The sequence below is a fragment of the Caballeronia calidae genome (genome assembly GCF_900044055.2).
Lineage (GTDB): Bacteria > Pseudomonadota > Gammaproteobacteria > Burkholderiales > Burkholderiaceae > Caballeronia > Caballeronia calidae.
This window is the reverse complement of the sequence record NZ_FCOX02000015.1, coordinates 128,662-145,954: the sequence shown is the minus strand read 5'-3', so window position 1 is coordinate 145,954 and position 17,293 is coordinate 128,662. Positions and strand designations below refer to the sequence as shown.

General features: G+C 63.4%; 18 protein-coding genes and 1 pseudogene. 18 read left to right on the top strand and 1 reads right to left on the bottom strand.

Annotated features, from left to right (window positions below):
- The first annotated feature begins 21 nt into the window (after positions 1–21).
- From AWB78_RS16275 to AWB78_RS16270, 4 genes and pseudogenes are all read left to right on the top strand, one after another.
- Positions 22–912 (top strand): LysR substrate-binding domain-containing protein, encoded by an 891-nt coding sequence (locus tag AWB78_RS16275; protein ID WP_062605951.1) that lies wholly within the window; start codon positions 22–24, stop codon positions 910–912.
- Positions 913–931: 19 nt separating this feature from the next.
- Positions 932–1,114: pseudogene (locus tag AWB78_RS48320) on the top strand (hypothetical protein); the annotation flags it as partial.
- Positions 1,111–1,404, top strand: coding sequence for a DUF1488 family protein (locus AWB78_RS43525; RefSeq protein ID WP_074173457.1), 294 nt, complete (start codon positions 1,111–1,113; stop codon positions 1,402–1,404). The pseudogene AWB78_RS48320 and the gene AWB78_RS43525, both read left to right, overlap by 4 nt.
- A 124-nt stretch (positions 1,405–1,528) precedes the next feature.
- The gene (locus tag AWB78_RS16270) at positions 1,529–2,428 is read left to right on the top strand and encodes an IclR family transcriptional regulator (RefSeq protein WP_062605949.1); all 900 of its coding nucleotides are present in this window, start codon (positions 1,529–1,531) and stop codon (positions 2,426–2,428) included.
- Here AWB78_RS16270 and AWB78_RS16265 read toward each other — a convergent pair.
- Positions 2,425–3,498, bottom strand: a complete 1,074-nt coding sequence (locus tag AWB78_RS16265; RefSeq protein WP_062605947.1) for a porin — start codon at positions 3,496–3,498, stop codon at positions 2,425–2,427. The two genes, AWB78_RS16270 and AWB78_RS16265, sit on opposite strands and share 4 nt — an antisense overlap.
- Positions 3,499–3,955: 457 nt before the next feature.
- Here AWB78_RS16265 and AWB78_RS16260 point away from each other — a divergent pair, with 457 nt between their 5' ends.
- The 14 genes from AWB78_RS16260 to AWB78_RS16195 are packed head-to-tail and all read left to right on the top strand — an operon-like array spanning position 3,956 to position 17,132.
- Complete coding sequence (locus tag AWB78_RS16260) at positions 3,956–4,273, top strand: non-heme iron oxygenase ferredoxin subunit (RefSeq protein ID WP_035500201.1); 318 nt, start codon at positions 3,956–3,958, stop codon at positions 4,271–4,273.
- Between the two features lies 1 nt (position 4,274).
- Positions 4,275–4,583: a recombinase-like helix-turn-helix domain-containing protein gene (locus tag AWB78_RS16255; protein WP_062605945.1), complete on the top strand. Its 309-nt coding sequence runs from the start codon at positions 4,275–4,277 to the stop codon at positions 4,581–4,583.
- A 17-nt stretch (positions 4,584–4,600) separates the two neighbouring features.
- The gene (locus AWB78_RS16250) at positions 4,601–5,662 is read left to right on the top strand and encodes an aromatic ring-hydroxylating dioxygenase subunit alpha (protein ID WP_062605943.1); all 1,062 of its coding nucleotides are present in this window, start codon (positions 4,601–4,603) and stop codon (positions 5,660–5,662) included.
- A complete protein-coding gene (locus tag AWB78_RS16245) occupies positions 5,655–6,401 on the top strand; it encodes an SDR family oxidoreductase (protein WP_062605941.1) in 747 nt (248 codons plus the stop codon). The genes AWB78_RS16250 and AWB78_RS16245 overlap by 8 nt, the downstream gene beginning before the upstream one ends.
- A gap of 33 nt (positions 6,402–6,434) precedes the next feature.
- Positions 6,435–6,962: a cupin domain-containing protein gene (locus AWB78_RS16240; protein WP_062605939.1), complete on the top strand. Its 528-nt coding sequence runs from the start codon at positions 6,435–6,437 to the stop codon at positions 6,960–6,962.
- A 7-nt stretch (positions 6,963–6,969) separates the two neighbouring features.
- Entirely contained in the window at positions 6,970–7,839 is an 870-nt protein-coding gene (locus AWB78_RS16235; protein WP_062605937.1) for an alpha/beta fold hydrolase, read from the top strand.
- A complete protein-coding gene (locus AWB78_RS16230) occupies positions 7,836–8,696 on the top strand; it encodes an IclR family transcriptional regulator (RefSeq protein WP_062605935.1) in 861 nt (286 codons plus the stop codon). Before AWB78_RS16235 ends, AWB78_RS16230 begins: the two co-directional genes overlap by 4 nt.
- Positions 8,693–9,508 carry an SDR family oxidoreductase gene (locus tag AWB78_RS16225; RefSeq protein ID WP_062605933.1) on the top strand — a complete coding sequence of 272 codons (816 nt, stop codon included), beginning with the start codon at positions 8,693–8,695 and terminating at the stop codon, positions 9,506–9,508. The genes AWB78_RS16230 and AWB78_RS16225 overlap by 4 nt, the downstream gene beginning before the upstream one ends.
- On the top strand, positions 9,501–11,168 hold the full coding sequence (locus AWB78_RS16220; RefSeq protein ID WP_062605931.1) for a thiamine pyrophosphate-binding protein: 1,668 nt from the start codon (positions 9,501–9,503) through the stop codon (positions 11,166–11,168). The genes AWB78_RS16225 and AWB78_RS16220 overlap by 8 nt, the downstream gene beginning before the upstream one ends.
- Positions 11,161–11,985, top strand: coding sequence for an aspartate dehydrogenase (locus AWB78_RS16215; RefSeq protein ID WP_062605930.1), 825 nt, complete (start codon positions 11,161–11,163; stop codon positions 11,983–11,985). Before AWB78_RS16220 ends, AWB78_RS16215 begins: the two co-directional genes overlap by 8 nt.
- Positions 11,986–12,000: 15 nt before the next feature.
- A complete protein-coding gene (locus AWB78_RS16210) occupies positions 12,001–13,491 on the top strand; it encodes an aldehyde dehydrogenase (protein WP_062605928.1) in 1,491 nt (496 codons plus the stop codon).
- Positions 13,492–13,509: 18 nt separating this feature from the next.
- Positions 13,510–14,475 (top strand): VOC family protein, encoded by a 966-nt coding sequence (locus AWB78_RS16205; RefSeq protein ID WP_061171787.1) that lies wholly within the window; start codon positions 13,510–13,512, stop codon positions 14,473–14,475.
- Entirely contained in the window at positions 14,468–15,685 is a 1,218-nt protein-coding gene (locus AWB78_RS16200; RefSeq protein ID WP_062605926.1) for an NAD(P)/FAD-dependent oxidoreductase, read from the top strand. Before AWB78_RS16205 ends, AWB78_RS16200 begins: the two co-directional genes overlap by 8 nt.
- A gap of 19 nt (positions 15,686–15,704) precedes the next feature.
- On the top strand, positions 15,705–17,132 hold the full coding sequence (locus AWB78_RS16195) for an MFS transporter (RefSeq protein WP_062605924.1): 1,428 nt from the start codon (positions 15,705–15,707) through the stop codon (positions 17,130–17,132).
- Positions 17,133–17,293: the final 161 nt, after the last annotated feature.

Below are 17,293 nucleotides of genomic sequence, written 5' to 3'. Positions count from 1 at the left end.
ACATGATCGGAGACAGGCCCCATGCGACGACTTCCTCCGCTCAATGCACTCCAGATCTTCGAGACGGTCGCGCGTCACCGCAGTTTCACGCGTGCGGCCGAGCATCTGTGCCTCACGCAAGGCGCGATCAGCAGGCAGATCCTCGCGCTCGAGGAATACTTCGGATTTCCGCTTTTCAAACGGGGAGCACGGGGACTGACGTTGACGGCGGAAGGCGACGTGCTGTTGCCCGTCGTGAGAGAAGGCTTCGCGCGTATAGAGGAGGTATCGCTGCGCCTCACGCGACAGCGCACCGATCTCGCGCTGAAAGTGCCCACCTGCGTGATGCGCTGGATGCTGCCGAGGATCATGCGCTTCCAGACCGAGCATCCCGAGCTGCAACTACAGATCACGACGACCTGGCAGCATGACGTCGATTTTCAGGTGGAATCGTTCGATGCGGCGATTATCTATGGCTCGTCGCCCGGCGCGGACGTGCACGCCGTGCCCCTCTTCGACGAGCAGCTGACGCCCGTGTGCTCGCCGGATCTGCTCAACGAAAGACCGCTCGCCGCCGCGGCGGATCTCGCGCAGCATGCCCTGCTGCATCCAACGCGCGATCACCGCGACTGGAAGCTATGGCTCGACCGCGTGGGCGCAAGCGAGATCGACGCGACGCTCGGGCCGACCTTCGAGACACTCGATCTGGCGACGAATGCAGCCATGCAGGGCTTCGGCGTCGCAATCAGCGACCGCACCCTGGTCAGCGAAGACGTGGCGGCCCGGCGCCTCGTCATGCCATTCGACACCGTGCTCGAGACTGGTTCACGCTATTACTTCGTCTATCCGGACTGCGTTGCGAATCAGCCGAAGGTCAAGCTCTTCAGCGACTGGATCATCCGCAATCGGGATCTCGCTGCAACGGCCGGATAGCGCGAGTCGATGTGAAAGTTCGCATATGGCCGATCGACAGGTCGACTTGCGCATGGTCCGCGATACCCTCGGACATGCCTCGCTGACGACTACGCGCTTATATCTGCACATCGACGACGACCGATGCCATCAAGTGACCGAGGAGAAGCACCGGATAATTGGTAACGACCGAGCTACGCTACACGCTCGACGCTCCGTATGAAAGCGCCTGTTTCGAAACCACAGAACGCGGCCAATAAAAGTAGCCTCACCTTCGTCCTGCTCCGCCACGGGGAGCCGGTGACGTGCGTTGTCTCTCGAGCAGCCCTCGAAGCGTATTTTTGGCTCACGCCAGACGCCGACGATGCCCGGACGTTGAAGGTGTTCCGCAACGGATTCCACCGCATTCACGCCATCGCAGAGCGGAAGCTCTCGCGCATCCTTCAAAGCTCTTGGAGTTGTCGGCGCCTGTCTTCGCTAAAGGCCGATCTCCGCTCGTTCCGAGCGCGCTGACTCGACGCCCTTCGCCGGCCAGCGCAGCCGTCGATCGCGGCTGGGCGGCCAAAGCGACGAGTGCATGAACACCGGCGGTCTCGCGCTATGATTGTCCATTGCCCGATTACAAAGACTGCCGAACATGGCCCGACGAAGCAAACAGGAAGACACGCCCGCAGAGAATCTCGACACCGCGGAAGAAGACGCATCGATCGCTGGCGGTTCCACCTATCTCGTGCCGGGGCTCGAGCGCGGCTTGCGCATCCTCGCCGAATTCTCGGCGCGCGAGCCGGTGCTCGGCGCGCCCGAGTTGTCGCGGCGCATCGGCATTCCGCGCACGACGACTTTTCGTCTGCTTCAAACGCTCGAATCGCTCGGCTTTCTCGAACGGGTCAACGGCGACCGCAATTTCCGTCTGGGCGTCGCGGTGCTGCGGCTCGGCTTCGAATATGTGAACTCACTCGAACTGACCGACTTCGGCACACCGATTCTCGAGCGCCTGCGCGATGCGACCGGGCTCTCCACGCATTTGTTGATCCGCGATCAGCGCGATGTCGTGTTCGTTGCGAAAGCACAGAGTCACGAGCCGCTGTTCAGTTCGGTGAAAGTGCATGTCGGCACCCGCCTGCCCGCACACGCGACCGTGCACGGGCACGTGTTGATGGGCGATCTGTCGCTCGCCGCGCTCAGGACGCTCTATCCCGAGGGGCAACTGGAGAAGTACACGGAACGCACGCCCGCGACCGTCGATGAGCTCCATGAACGCGTGCAAGAGTGCGCGGCGCTCGGCTATGGTCTGAGCGAGGCATCGTTCGAGCGCGGGATCTCCGTCGTCACCGCGCCGGTGCGCGATCATTCCGGCGCGATCGTCGCGGCGGTGGCCGCAACCGTGCCGCGCTCGGACATCGGCGGGGATGCCGAGAAGTCGGAACTCGTCGAAACGATCTGCGCCGCGGCGATGGAACTCTCCACGCGCCTCAACTATCGCCCCTCCGCAGACGACCCGACCGCCGCGCTCGCAGCCCGCAGGATGCTCGCCTAGAACGAGTGATGAATGCCCGCGAGCACGATGACCTGATTCGCCGTGCTCGACACGCCCGCCGTGAAGAACGCCGCTTTCGCGCCACCCGTCGCGTGCTCGTAGAGCGCGTTCACATAGAGTTGCGTCGACTTCGACAGCATGTAGATATCGCCGATCTCGAACTGCGTCCAGCGTCCTCCCGCTAACGTCGTCGTGGCCGCGCCACCCGCAATCCAGTTCCACGCCACCGGCTTGAAGGTCACGCCCGCGTCGTATGTCTGGTAGGTATCCGACTGGCCGTTCGATTGCAGCTTCACGCGCGTATAGAGACCGTGCACGACGAACTTGCCGATCTCATACGCCGCGCCCGCGCCCATCACTTCCTGCTTCTCCGCCATGTACGTCGCCGCGGGCTGGCCCTGGAACGTCGAGAAGCCCATCGTCACGATCGCGGGATTGCGGTTGTGCTCGTTCGAGTACGTCGCCGCCGCCTTGAACGGACCGTTCGCATAGGAGAGGCCGAAGCCGTAGTTGCGGCCCGTCGAGAAGTTCGTCGTGTTGCCGAGGCCCATCATTGCGCCGAGCGAAAATCCATAGAAGCTCGCCGAGCGGAACTTGACCGAGTTGTCGTAGGGCACGACGCCGGTGTCCGCGAGTTCATCGATATTGCCCGGATGAAACGCGTACCAGCTCGCAGCGAGATAGCCGGTCGAGAGCGGCCCGAGCATGTCGAAGCTGAACGGCGTCTGATGACCGAGCGTCAACGTACCGACGTTTTCCTGATCCAGTCCGAGATAAGCCTGCCGGTTCCATAACGTGCCGGCCTTGGCGAAGTTGCCGGTGTTCGTATAGAAGCCATTCTCGAGCTGCGCGACGGTTTTCAGCCCGCCGCCCAGATCCTCGACGATGCGAAAGCCCCAGCGGTCCGGCTGCATGTTGCCCTGCTCCTGCATCCACTTCGGATGGCCGCCGACGTTGTTGATATACGCGATGCCGGCATCGAGGCTGCCGTAGAGCGTCACTGTGCTTTGCGCCGCTGCGCCGGTCGCGACGCCCGCTCCGATGAGCCCCGCTGCGATGATGTGCTTCACCCTTCGTTCTCCTAACCGTATGGTTCAAGGCGGACCCGTCCGCGTCTCCTGTACTGCCGTCGTTACTTTTTTTCGGGCTGGACGGCCAGTTTCGACCCATCCCTAAGGCGTTCCGTTGCTCGCGTTTTATGTTCCATATATGGATCAACGTACTGCCTATGGAAAGTATAGTGAGATTTCTCTCGCCAAAAAAACAAAATCGAGATGACCCCGGGAAGACCCTGAGGCGAACGGACATCACAGGGATCGGCACGGAAAACGCTTACAAATCAATGTCGATCGGTCGCAATTACGTCGGCGCAGGAGCGCAGCACGTCTTTTAAACGAGTCCGCTTCAGTGTTTTCACCTAGACCTTCACATTTCTATTTTCCGGCGCCGGAGTGACTCCTATAATGCCCATACACGAACTGATGTTCCTTTAGTGGAACACAGGCGAACCAGAGGAAAGGATGAAAGATGTCTGAACAATGGCGCTGCGCCGGGCATGCCGGCGATCTGTCGGAAGACGCACCGATCGAATTCAAGCTCGATGACGGCGCGGAAATCGGTATCTACAAAGTGGGCGACGAGCTGTATGCGCTCGAGAATGTCTGCCCGCATGCCTATGCGCTGCTGACGCAGGGTTTCGTCGATGGCGACACCGTCGAGTGCCCGTTGCACGAAGCGGTGTTTCACATACCCACGGGCAAATGCCTGAAAGAGCCCGGCGGCCGCGACCTGAAGACGTATTCGGTGCGCCTCGCCGGCGAGGAAATCCAGATCAAGGTGGCGTGACATGGAAAAAGTCGTGAACTTCAACCCGCATCTCAAGCCGTGGCTCGCGCCGCAGCCGAACAACGTCGCCGGAAAGGGCGTGATCGAGAAGCCGGGTCAGACCGAGAACTTCATCTGGCAGACGCGCAAGGCCGAGCCGACGCAATACGAAAACGACTTCGGCGATGCGCTCGAACGCGTATTCGAAGCAGGCGCGCTGGAGCTTGAACAGGTGGTCGCGGGGCTGAACAAGGACGGTTTCCGCACGCCCGAAGGCATGAACTGGACTGCCGATCGCCTCGCCGCCGAACTGAGAACGCTCGCTGAATAAAGAAGGAATTCTTCCCCATGACATCCCCTCAGCAATCCACTAACGCCGCCGATCCCGTTCAGGCTTATCTCGATCGGGGCTTGCGAAACTACTGGTATCCCGTCGCGCCGAGCTGGCAAGTGGCGAATGCGCCCATTGGCCTGACGCGCCTCGGCGATCAGATCGTGCTCTGGCGTGACAACGAAGGCAAAGTGCACGCGCTCGAAGACCGCTGCCCGCATCGCGGCGCGCGTCTGTCGCTCGGCTGGAATCTCGGCGGCAGCGTCGCGTGCTGGTATCACGGCGTCGAAGTCGACGGCAGCGGCACCGTGCAGCGCGTGCCGGCCGTTTCCGCATGTCCGCTCGAAGGCCAGAAGTGCGTCAAGTCGTATCCCGTCGAAGAGCACGCGGGCGCAATCTTCCTGTGGTTCGGCGACGACGCCAATAAAGAACCCGCGCCGCTCGTGCTGCCGGAAGAACTCGTCGGCGATGAATACGCGAGCTTTCTGTGCATGTCGCACTGGAAGTGCAATTACCAGTACGCGATCGACAACGTGATGGACCCGATGCACGGCGCGTATCTGCACGCGACGTCGCATTCGATGGCCGAAGGCGACAAGCAGGCCGACATGCGCGTGCGCAAGACCGACACCGGCCTCATGTTCGAAAAGGTGAATCAGCGCGACGTGAACTTCGACTGGGTCGAGCTCGGCGAAACCGGCTGCCTGTGGATGCGTCTCGCGATTCCGTACAAGAAGAAGTTCGGCCCGGGCGGCAACTTCGGGATCATCGGCTTCGCGACGCCCGTCGATGAAGATAACTGCCAGGTCTATTTCTGGCGCACGCGCAAGGTCTCCGGCTGGCAGCGCGATGCATGGCGCTTCCTGTATCGCAATCGCCTGGAAGGGCTGCACTGGGCCGTGCTCGAGCAAGACCGTTACGTGCTCGAAAGCCTCGCGCCGAACGCGCGCAATCATGAATTCCTCTATCAGCACGATGTCGGCATGACGCGTGTGCGCCGCATGCTGAAGCAGCGCGCCCAGCAGCATCTCGCCGCGCTCGACGCGCTCCCGAAGAACACGGAGCACGCTCATGCGTGACGCACTCGATGGCCGCCGCGTGCTCGTGACGGGCGGCGCTCGCGGACTTGGCGCGGCGTTCGTGCGCGCGCTGGTCGAGCAAGGCGCGCACGTCGCGTTCGGCGATGTGCTGCATGAAGAAGGCGCAGCGCTCGCGCGGTCGCTCGAAGGCGCCGCGCATTTCTTCCCGCTCGATCTGAACGATCCGCACAGCATCGCCGACTTCGTCGCGCAAAGCGTGAAAGCGTTGGGCGGCCTCGATGGCCTGATCAATAACGCCGCGATCACCAACTCGGGCGGCAAGTTCGCCGATGAACTCACGCCTGACACGTGGGACGCCGTCATGAACGTCAACGTTCGCGGGACGTGGCTCATGAGCGTCGCGTGCGTGCCGCATCTGAAGGAATCGGGACGCGGCGCGATCGTGAACATCGCATCGGATACGGCCATGTGGGGCGCGCCGAAGCTGCTCGCCTATGTTGCGAGCAAGGGCGCGGTGATCGCGATGACGCGCTCGCTCGCGCGCGAATTCGGCGGCGGCAATGTGACCGTCAACGCGATCGCGCCCGGCCTCACCGAAGTGGAAGCCACCGCCTACGTGCCCGCCGAACGCCACGAGTACTACCTCGAAGGCCGCGCACTCACGCGCGCGCAAGTGCCCGACGACGTGAACGGTCCCGTGCTGTTCCTGCTCTCGGACGCGGCGCGCTTCGTGACGGGCCAGTTGCTGCCGGTGAACGGCGGCTTCGTGATGAATTGATTCGCTTCATTTGAATAGAACCTGGAGAAAGCAATGGCCGATGCAGACATCGAACGCAAATCGTGGGATCAGCCCGCCGACGCGAGCTTCGAGCAATGGATGGACTCGCGCGTCGCGCGACTCGAATCACGCCGCTATGACTGGGACGCCCTCAAGTTCCAGGCCGATTACGACCCGAAGTATCGCCGCGCGCAGATGCGCTATGTCGGCACGGGCGGCACGGGCGTCGCGAAGGATATGAATACGATTCCGGCGGGCAGCTTCACGTTTTCGACGATGGTGATTCCCGCCGGCAACATCGGGCCGAGCCATATTCATATCGACGTCGAAGAGATCTTCTTCGTGCTGCGCGGAAAGATGAAGGTGATCTGCGAGAAGGACGGAAAGACGTGGGAAGCCGTGCTCGGCGAGCGCGATCTCATTTCCGTGCCGCCGGGCGTGTATCGCACGGAGATCAACATCGGCGAGGAAGACGCGCTGATGTGCGTGATGCTCGGCGCACCGAAGCCCATCACGCCGACGTATCCGCCGGATTCTCCCTTGGCCAGGTTGAAGCGCTGAGGCTGCGATGAACATCGAGACGCTCGCGTGCTTTCCTGACATGCAAGTCCATACCGCGCACGGCACCACGGGTTATCGCGAGGCAGGTGCGATGCATCTGCGCACCCTGCCCGTCGTGTTGCTGCATGGCATCGGGTCGGGGGCGGCGTCGTGGATTCGGCAACTCGACGTGCTGGGTTCGACGCGTCGCGTGCTTGCGTGGGATGCGCCGGGTTATGGCATTTCAACTGGTGTAGCGAGTGAAGCGCCGATTGCGGCCGACTATGCACGAGCGTTGAGTGCGTGGCTCGATGCGATCGACGTCGATCGATGTGTGCTCGTCGGCCATTCGCTCGGCGCGATCATCGCCGGTTCGTTTGCCGCAAGCGCGCCGGAGCGTGTCGCGGGCTTGTTGCTGATATCGCCTGCCGCGGGCTATGGCGCAGCGTCGAAGGAAGTGCGCGAATCGAAACGCGATGCGCGTTTGAAGATGCTGCATGAACTCGGCCCTCAAGGGCTCGCACGCGAGCGCAGCGCGAACATGGTCTCGCACCATGCCGACGAAGCCGCGCGCGAATGGGTCCGCTGGAACATGGCGCGCATCGTGCCGGAAGGCTACGCGCAAGCGACGCATCTTCTGGCGAACGCGGATCTCGCCGCCGACATCGCGCGCTTCCACGGACGCATCGCCGTTGCTGTAGGCGCAGAAGATGCGATCACGCCGCCCGCCGCATGCGAGCGCATCGCGCAAGCCGCCCACGTCAGTCTTCAAGTGATGCCGCGCGCGGGCCACGCGGGTTATGTCGAATCGCCCGCCGCCTATACCGCGCTCATCGCTTCGTTTTGCAACGGCATCGAATGTCACATGAGTCACACGAAAGACGGAGTACCGCAATGACATCCCCCGTCATGGAAGAAGCCGACAAGGGCGAACCGACTTATATCGTGCCGGGACTCGAACGCGGTCTGAAGATCCTCACCGAGTTCTCGCCGCGCGAGCCCGTGCTGGGCGCGCCCGAACTGTCGCGGCGCCTCGGCATTCCGCGCACGACGGTTTTCCGCCTGTTGCAGACGCTCGAATCGCTCGGCTTCCTGGAGCGCGCAGACAAGGATCGCAACTATCGCCTGGGCGTGGCCGTATTGCGTCTCGGCTTCGAGTACCTGAGCTCGCTGGAACTGACCGACCTCGGGTTGCCGATCATCGAAGCACTGCGCGATGCAACCGGACTCACGAGCCACATCCTGATTCGCGACGGCCGCGATGTCGTGTTCGTCGCGAAGGCGCAGAGCCACGCGCCGATCTTCAGTTCGGTGAAGGTGAACGTCGGTACGCGCCTGCCCGCGCATGCGACCACGCATGGCCACGTCCTGATGGGCGATCTCTCGCTCGATGAACTGCGTGCGCTTTATCCCGAAGCGCATCTCGAACGCTTCACGAAGTCCACGCCCGAAACGGTGGAAGAACTCCATGAACGCGTGAAGGAAGACGCCGACCGCGGTTATGCGACGAGCCAGTCGTCGTTCGAGCGCGGCATTTCGGTTGTGACCGCGCCGGTTCGCAACGACACGGGACGCATCGTCGCCGTCATCACGACGACGATCCCGCGTCCGGAGATCGATGCCGCGTTGCTCGAAAGCGGCCTCATCGACAAGGTTCGCGAAGCAGCCGATGCGCTTTCGATGCGTCTCAACTATCGTCCGGCCGCGCGTGGTTCAGCGTCGAGCCGCTATATGAAGTCTCTGGGGTTGCAATGATTCAAATCGATCTAACAGGACAGGTCGCGGTCGTGACGGGCGGCTCGTCGGGCATCGGCCTCGCGACGGCGCGATTGTTCCTGCAAGCCGGCGCATCCGTCGCGATCTGCGGACGCGATTCCGACCGGCTCGACGCCGCGCAAGCATCGCTCGCGGAAGCATTCCCGGGGGCGCAACTGCTCGCCGCACGCTGCGATGTGCTCGACGCGGAACAAGTGAACGCATTCGCCGCGCGCGTGACGGAACGCTTCGGCCGCGTGGACATGCTCGTGAACAACGCGGGCCAGGGCCGCATATCCACGTTCGCCGATACCGCCGACGACGCCTGGCGCGATGAACTTGAACTGAAGTACTTCAGCGTCATCCGCCCGACGCGCGCCTTTCTGCCGATCCTGAAGGACGCGCCGTCACCCGCCATCGTCTGCGTGAACTCGCTGCTCGCGCTGCAACCCGAGCCGCATATGGTCGCGACTTCATCGGCGAGAGCGGGCGTATTGAGTCTCGTGAAATCGCTCGCGACCGAACTCGCGCCGCAACGCATCCGCGTCAATTCGATTCTGATCGGCATCGTCGAATCGGGGCAATGGAAGCGTCGCTATCAACACTATCTGAACGAAAACGCCAGTAACACCGAGCGCCAGAGCTGGGAGCAATGGACGGCCGAGCTCGCGCGCAAGAAGCACATTCCGCTCGGACGCTTCGGCCTTCCCGAAGAAGCGGCCCAGGCGCTCTTTTATCTCGCAACAAAGCTGTCGTCGTATACGACCGGCAGCCATATCGATGTTTCCGGAGGCTTTGCTCGTCATGTCTGAAAAAACCACCGTCGGCGAACTGATCGCCGCGTTTCTCGAACAATGCGGCGTGCGCACGGCGTTCGGCGTCATCTCGATTCACAACATGCCGATCCTCGATGCGATCGGCCGTCGCGGCAACATCCGCTATGTCGGCGCGCGCGGAGAAGCAGGCGCATTGAACATGGCCGATGGTCTCGCGCGCGTGTCGGGCGAACTGGGCGTCGCATTCACATCGACGGGCACGGCTGCCGGCAACGCTGCGGGCGCAATGGTCGAAGCGCTGACCGCCGGCACCGCGCTGCTCCATATCACCGGTCAGATCGAAACCGAATATCTCGATCAGGACCTGGCGTATATCCACGAGGCGCCCGATCAGTTGTCGATGCTGCAATCGATCTCCAAGGCCGCATTCCGCGTGCGCACGATCGACACGGCATTGCCGACGATCCGTGAAGCCGTGCGCGTCGCGCTGACCGCGCCCGCGGGTCCGGTCAGCGTCGAGATTCCGATCGACATTCAGGCTGCGGAGATCGAATGGCCCGCCGATCTCGCCGCGCCGCACGTGAACACGCTCACGCACGACAGCCTGCGCGTGAAGCAGCTTGCCGATGCACTGACGCAAGCGAAGCGTCCGCTGCTGTGGCTCGGCGGCGGCACGCGTCATGCGCGCAGCGCGGTCGAACGCCTCGTGAAGCTGGGCTTCGGCGTCGTGACGAGCGTGCAAGGCCGCGGCGTGCTGCCGGAAGATCATCCGGCGACGCTCGGCGCGTTCAACGTGCATCCGTCCGTCGAAGCCTTCTATAAGACGTGCGATGCGCTCGTCGTCGTCGGCTCGCGTCTGCGCGGCAACGAAACGCTGAAGTACAAGCTCGCCTTGCCGCAACCGCTCTATCGCATCGACGCCGATGCACTCGCCGACAACCGCGGCTATCGCAACGATCTCTTCGTGCATGGCGACGCATCGCGCGTGCTCGACGAACTCGCGACGCTGCTCGAAGGACGCATCCGCATCGATGCGGCTTTCGCCGGCGATCTCGCCGCCGCGCGCGAAACGGCGGTCGCGGAAGTATCGAAGGGACTCGGACCGTACAAGCGCCTCGTCGATTCGCTGCAACGCGCGGTGGGCCGCGACTACAACTGGGTGCGCGACGTCACGATCTCGAACAGCACGTGGGGCAATCGCCTGCTGAAGATCTTCAATCCGCGCGCGGGCGTGCATGCACTTGGCGGCGGCATCGGGCAAGGCATGCAGATGGCCATCGGCGCGGCGCTTTCCGGTGCTGCGAAGAAGACCGTGGCGCTCGTCGGCGATGGCGGTCTGATGGTGAACGTCGGCGAACTCGCGACCGCCGTGCAGGAAAAGGCCAACGTGATGATCGTGCTGATGAACGATCAATGCTATGGCGTGATCCGCAACATTCAGGACGCGAACTACGGCGGACGCCGCATGTTCGTCGATCTGCATCAACCGGATTTCGCGCAGTTCTGTGCAAGTCTCGGGCTGGCGCATCGCCGCATCACGTCGCTCGATCAGGCCGACGGCATCGTGCGCGAAGGGCTTGCCATCGACGGTCCGGTGCTCGTCGAAGTGGACATGCTGTCGGTCGGCTCGTTCGCGACCGCCTTCGCTGGGCCGCCCGTGAAGAAGGAAGAGCCGAAGGAGCCGGAATATGCGTGATCCACGTCACGTCAATCACGCGATCGATGTCGCGATGATCGGCTTCGGCGCGATCGGCTCGGCGGTGTATCGCGCGCTCGACAACGATCCGCACGTGCGCATCTCGCATGTGATCGTGCCGGAGCGCGACCGCGATCAGGTGCGCGCTGCCCTGGGTGATCGCGTCGATGTGGTATCGCGCGTCGATGCGCTCGCCAGTCATCCGGAATTCGCGCTCGAATGCGCGGGGCATGCGGCGCTCGTCGATCATGTCGTGCCGTTGCTGAAGTCGGGCACGGATTGCGCGGTCGCATCGATCGGCGCACTGTCGGAAGCGGGCTTGCTCGATGCTTTGTCCAACGCCGCCGATGAAGGCGCGGCCACGCTCACGCTGTTGTCCGGCGCGATCGGTGGCGTCGATGCGATCGCATCGGCGAAAGAAGGCGGCCTCGACGAGGTGCAGTACACCGGCCGCAAGCCGCCGCTCGGCTGGCTCGGCACGCCCGCCGAAATGCTGTGCGATCTGAGGTCGCTGACCGAAGAGAAGGTCATCTTCGAAGGCAGCGCGCGCGATGCGGCGCGGCTCTATCCGAAGAACGCGAACGTCGCGGCGACGATCGCGCTCGCGGGCCTCGGCCTCGATGGCACGCGCGTGCGTCTGATCGCCGATCCGGCGGTCGAGCGCAACGTGCATCGCATCGTCGCGCGCGGCGCGTTCGGCGAGATGTCGCTCGAAATGTGCGGCAAGCCGTTGCCCTCGAATCCCAAGACATCCGCGCTCACGGCGTATAGCGCGATCCGTGCGCTGCGCAATCTTGCGGCGCGCTGCGTCATCTGAAGGAGCTTTAGAAAGATGAATCATCCCGACACTTCGCTCGTGACGTCCGGCGATATTTTCCTCGGCGGCGAATGGCGCAAAGGACGCGGCACCCAGTACGCGAGCATCTATCCCGCCGACCAGACCGTCAACGCGGAGATCAGCACCGCCAATGCCGACGATGCGCGCGAAGCCGTCGAGATCGCGGATCGTGCCTATAGGAAAGCCGATTGGGCCGGATTGAAGCCGCATCAGCGCGCCGCCGTCTTGCATCGCATTGCAGGTCTGATCGAAGCACGTCATGAAGCGCTCGCGCAACTTCAACGCCGCGACAACGGCAAGCCGATCAGCGAAACGCGCGCATTGGTGACGAGCGCGGCGAACACGTTCCGCTATTTCGCGGCGTGCCTCGAAACGCTCGAAGAAGAACTCACGCCCTCGCGCGGCGATTATCTGACGATGAGCGTGCACGAACCGCTCGGCGTCATCGCGGCGATCACGCCGTGGAACTCGCCGATCGCGTCCGACGCGCAAAAGCTCGCGCCCGCGCTCGCGGCAGGCAATGCGGTCGTGCTGAAGCCCGCTGAAGTCACACCGCTCGCATCGCTCGCACTTGCGCGCATCTGCGAGGAAGCCGGTGTGCCTAAGGGCGTCGTGAGCGTGCTGCCCGGCAAAGGCTCCGTGATCGGCGATGCGCTCGTGCGTCATCCGCTCGTGAAGAAAGTCGCGTTCACGGGCGGTACGGAAGTGGGCCGCGGTATCGCCCGTCTCGCCGCGGAAAAGCTGATGCCGGTCTCGCTCGAACTCGGCGGCAAGTCGCCGACCATCGTGTATGCCGATGCCGATCTCGATCATGCGGTGAACGGCGTGCTGTACGGCATCTTCAGTTCGTCGGGGGAATCGTGCATCGCGGGATCGCGTCTCTTCGTCGAGCGCAAGGTGTATGGCGAGTTCATGGCGCGCCTCGTCGATGGCGCGCGCAAGTTGCGTGTCGGCGATCCCACGCGCGATAACACCCAGATGGGTCCGCTCATCACGGGACAGCATCGCGAAAGCATCGAGCGCTATGTCGCGCTCGGTCTCGAAGAAGGCGGCACGCTGTTGTGCGGCGGCGAACGTCCCACCGGCGATGGCCGCGAAAAGGGCTTCTTCTATCTGCCGACGATCATCGAAGGCCTCACGAACGACGCACGCATGTGCCAGGAAGAAATCTTCGGCCCGGTGCTCGCCGCCCTTCCCTTCGACGATGAAGCCGCACTGATGCAACAGGCGAACGACAGCGTGTTCGGCCTCGCGGCGGGCATCTGGACGCGCGACTACAAGCGCGCATGGAACGTCGCGCGCGCGCTGAATACGGGCACGGTCTGGATCAACACCTACAAGCAATTTTCGATTTCGACGCCTTTCGGCGGCTGGAAGGACAGCGGCATGGGACGCGAGAAAGGCCGTCTCGGTCTGCGCGAATACATGCAGCAGAAGAGCCTGTACTGGGGCTTGAACGATGCCCCGCTGCCGTGGGCGAACTGAGCTAAAGACGAGGCAGTGATGACGATTCTCGGTATTGAACGAATCACCTATGGCGTGACGGACCTGGACACCTGCCGGCGATTTTTCGCCGACTGGGGTCTGAAGGAAGTCGCGCACGACGAGACGCGCGCGCGTTTCGAAACACTCAACGGCTGCGAAGTGCTGCTCGCGCTCGCGAGCGATCCGGCGCTGCCGCCCGCCTTCGAAGGCGGTCCGACGTTGCGCGAAGTGACATGGGCTGTCGCGACACGCGCCGAACTCGATGAGTTGCGCGGACGCTTCGCGGGCCAGCCCGGCCATTACGAAACCGATGAAGCAGTCGGCTGCATCGATCCGAACGGCATGGCGATTCGTGTCGAAGTGACGAAGAAGCGCGACATCGATGTGAAGGGATCGCCTTCGAACGTGTGGGGGCAGACCTTGCGCGTCGATACGCCGAGCCCGGTCTATGAACGCGCGGAGCCGGTGGAGGTGGGCCATGTCGTTTTCTTCACGAACTGCGTCGCGGAGCAGGAGAAGTTCTATCACGAGCTGCTCGGCTTCGAGACCTCGGACCGCTATCCGGGACGCGGCGCGTTCATGCGCTGCGCGCCGCACGGCGGGCATCACGATCTGTTTCTCCTGCAACTGCCCGATGGCAAGCGCGGATTGAATCACGTCGCGTTCACCGTGCGCGATATCCACGAAGTATTCGGCGGCGGTCTGCACATCAGCCGATGCGGCTGGACCACGCAACTCGGACCGGGACGCCATCCCGTTTCGTCGGCGTACTTCTGGTACTTCAGGAATCCGGCGGGCGGCCTTATCGAGTATTACGCCGATGAAGACGTGCTCACGCCCGAGTGGCAGCCGCGCGAATTCGAACCGGGTCCGACCGTGTTCGCCGAATGGGCCGTCGATGGCGGTCTCGATGGCAACACGCGCCGCCAGAAAGACGCGAAAGCGCCGGAAGGCAAGTTCATGACGGAGCGGAAAAATGGCTGATGTTCAAACAGTCGTGGTGATCGGCGGCGGACAGGCTGCCGGATGGATCGTCAAGACCTTGCGCAAGGAAGGCTTCGACGGGCGGCTCGTGATGATCGCCGATGAGATCCATCTCCCTTATGAGCGCCCGCCTCTGTCGAAGGCCGTGCTCGCGGGCGAAGCGGATATCGATACCGTGCGTCTCGTCGATCACGATGCGTTCGCCGAACTGAATGTCGAAGCGTGGCAGCCGGAATGCGCGGCATCGATCGATCGCGAAGCGCGGATCGTGCGTACCGTGAGCGGCCGCGAAGTGCAGTATGACCGGCTCGTCATCGCGACGGGCGGTGCCGCACGGCGTCTGCCGGACGCGATGGTGAAGACCTCGCATCTCGCTTACCTGCGCACGCTCGACGATGCGGTTCACATCGGCAAGCGCCTTCGTGAAAGCCATAGCAGGCGGCTGCTCGTGATCGGTGGCGGATGGATCGGCCTCGAAGTCGCGGCGACCGCGAAGAAGCTCGGCGTCGACGTAACGGTGATCGAAGGCGCGCCGCGTCTGTGCGGTCGTTCGGTGCCCGAGAGCGTGTCCGGCTTTCTGCTGAAGCTTCACCGCGATAACGGTGTCGATGTGCGTCTCGAAGCATCGCTCGTTTCGCTCGAAGATTTCGGCAACGGCGTGCGCGCGCAACTCGCGGACGGCACGACGCTCGACGCGGACTTCGCCGTCGCGGGCATCGGTCTCACGCCGCATACGGCGATCGCGGAACGCGCGGGCATCGAAGTGAACGACGGCATCGTCGTCGATGAATTCGGCGCAACCGGCGATGAGCGCGTGTTCGCCTGCGGCGATGTCGCCAATCATCCGAATGCGTGGCTGAAGCGGCGTGTGCGTCTCGAATCGTGGGCGAACGCGCAGAACCAGGCGATCGCCACCGCGCGCGCGGTGCTCGGCGTGCGCGCGCCCTATGCGGAGATTCCGTGGTTCTGGTCCGATCAGTACGACGTGAACCTGCAGATTCTCGGCGACATTCCGCCGGGCGCGACGCCGGTGGTGCGCGGCGATCTGGAGGCGCGTCGCGCGTCGCTGTTCTTCTTCGATGGCGCTGCGTTGCGCGGTGTCATCGCGATCAACGCAACGCGTGATCTGAAAGTCGCGAAGAAATGGATGAGCCAGGGGCGCGCGGTCGACATCGCAGCGCTTGCCGATACGGCGAAAGCACTCGCATAACATACAGACGGGAGCAGGCATGAGGAGCATGGGCAATACGATAGCCGGACACGGCGGCACCGCTACACCAGTCGCCGACGCGGCCACCGCCGCTCACGCGGTCACCAAGGGATCGATCATCGCGCGCATCGAGCGTCTGCCCGCCAACGCGATGCAGGTGCGTGCCCGTATCCTGATCGGCGCGGCGACCTTCTTCGATGGCTTCGATGTCATCGTCATCGCGGCGACGCTGCCGCTGCTCATCCAGAAGTGGGGGCTGACGCCCGGTCAGGTCGGCTTTCTGATCGCGTCGGGCTCCATCGGGCAGTTGATTGGCGCGTTCCTGTTCCCGTCGCTCGCGGAACGCTTCGGGCGCGTGCGTTCGATCGCGTGGAGCTCGGGCATCATCGGGTTGACGAGCATCGCGTGCGGCTTCGCGCCATCGTTCGCGGTGTTCGTCGCGTTGCGGATCGTGCAGGGGCTCGGGCTCGGCGGCGAGTTGCCCGTTGCGGCGACCTACATCAACGAGATCACGCGTGCGCATGGACGCGGCCGCTTCGTGCTGCTCTACGAGATCGTGTTTCCCATCGGCCTGCTCGCATCGAATGCGCTCGGCGCGTGGATCGTGCCGCGCTTCGGCTGGGAAGCGATGTACTTCATCGGCGGCATTCCGCTGGTGCTGTTCTTTCTGCTGCGCACGCTGGTGCCGGAGTCGCCGCGCTGGCTCGGCGAACGCGGCCGCATGAACGAAGCAGGCAATGCCCTCGCCGCGTTCGAAGCGACCGTGAAGCAACCGTTGCCGCCGCTCGGCAATCTCGCCGAGTTCGAAGAGATGGCGAGCCGTCATCCGAAACGCCGTCGTCTCGATCTGATCGGACCGGCTTATATCAAGCGCACGATCGCGGTCGCACTTCTGTGGATGACGTGCGGCGTGCTTCAGTACGGCCTCTCGACGTGGCTCCCGACGATCTACCAGACCGTCTATCACGCGCCCTTGCAGCTCGCGCTGAATCTCGCGGTCGCGGCATCCGTGCTCGGTGTGCTCGGGTCGCTTACGTGTGCGTTGATCGTCGACAAGATCGGGCGCAAGCCGGTCATCAACTGGTCGTTCGTGCTGTGCGCGGTGTCGCTCGTGTGTGCCGGCGTGTTCGTCACGCAGTCGGTGTATGTGGTTGCGGCATTCTGCGCGCTCGCGCTCGGCTTCATGGCGTGCGGGTTCATCACCGCGTATGTCTATACGCCCGAGTTGTATCCGACGAGCATCCGCGCGTTCGGATGCGGCCTCGGCGGCGCATGGCTCAAGATCGCGGCGATCTTCGCGCCGGCGCTCGTAGGCAAGACGTTGATGGGCGGGAACATGAACATCGCGTTCTATGCGCTCGCTGTGGTGCCCGTCGTAGCGGCCGTCGCGGTGCACTTCATGGGCATCGAGACGAAAGGCAAGGTGCTGGAGCAGCTCGAAGCCTGACGTCGATTTCATCTCAGCCCCGGCGCATCGCGCCGAGCAGGCCGGGAAATGCTTCCGTCACTGGCTGCGGCACAGCGCGGCATCACTCGCCGCGCTGTGCATGTTCCGCGCGAACAGGAGCGGTGCCTGGTTGTTCGCGGGCATCCAACACACAGGCTGTC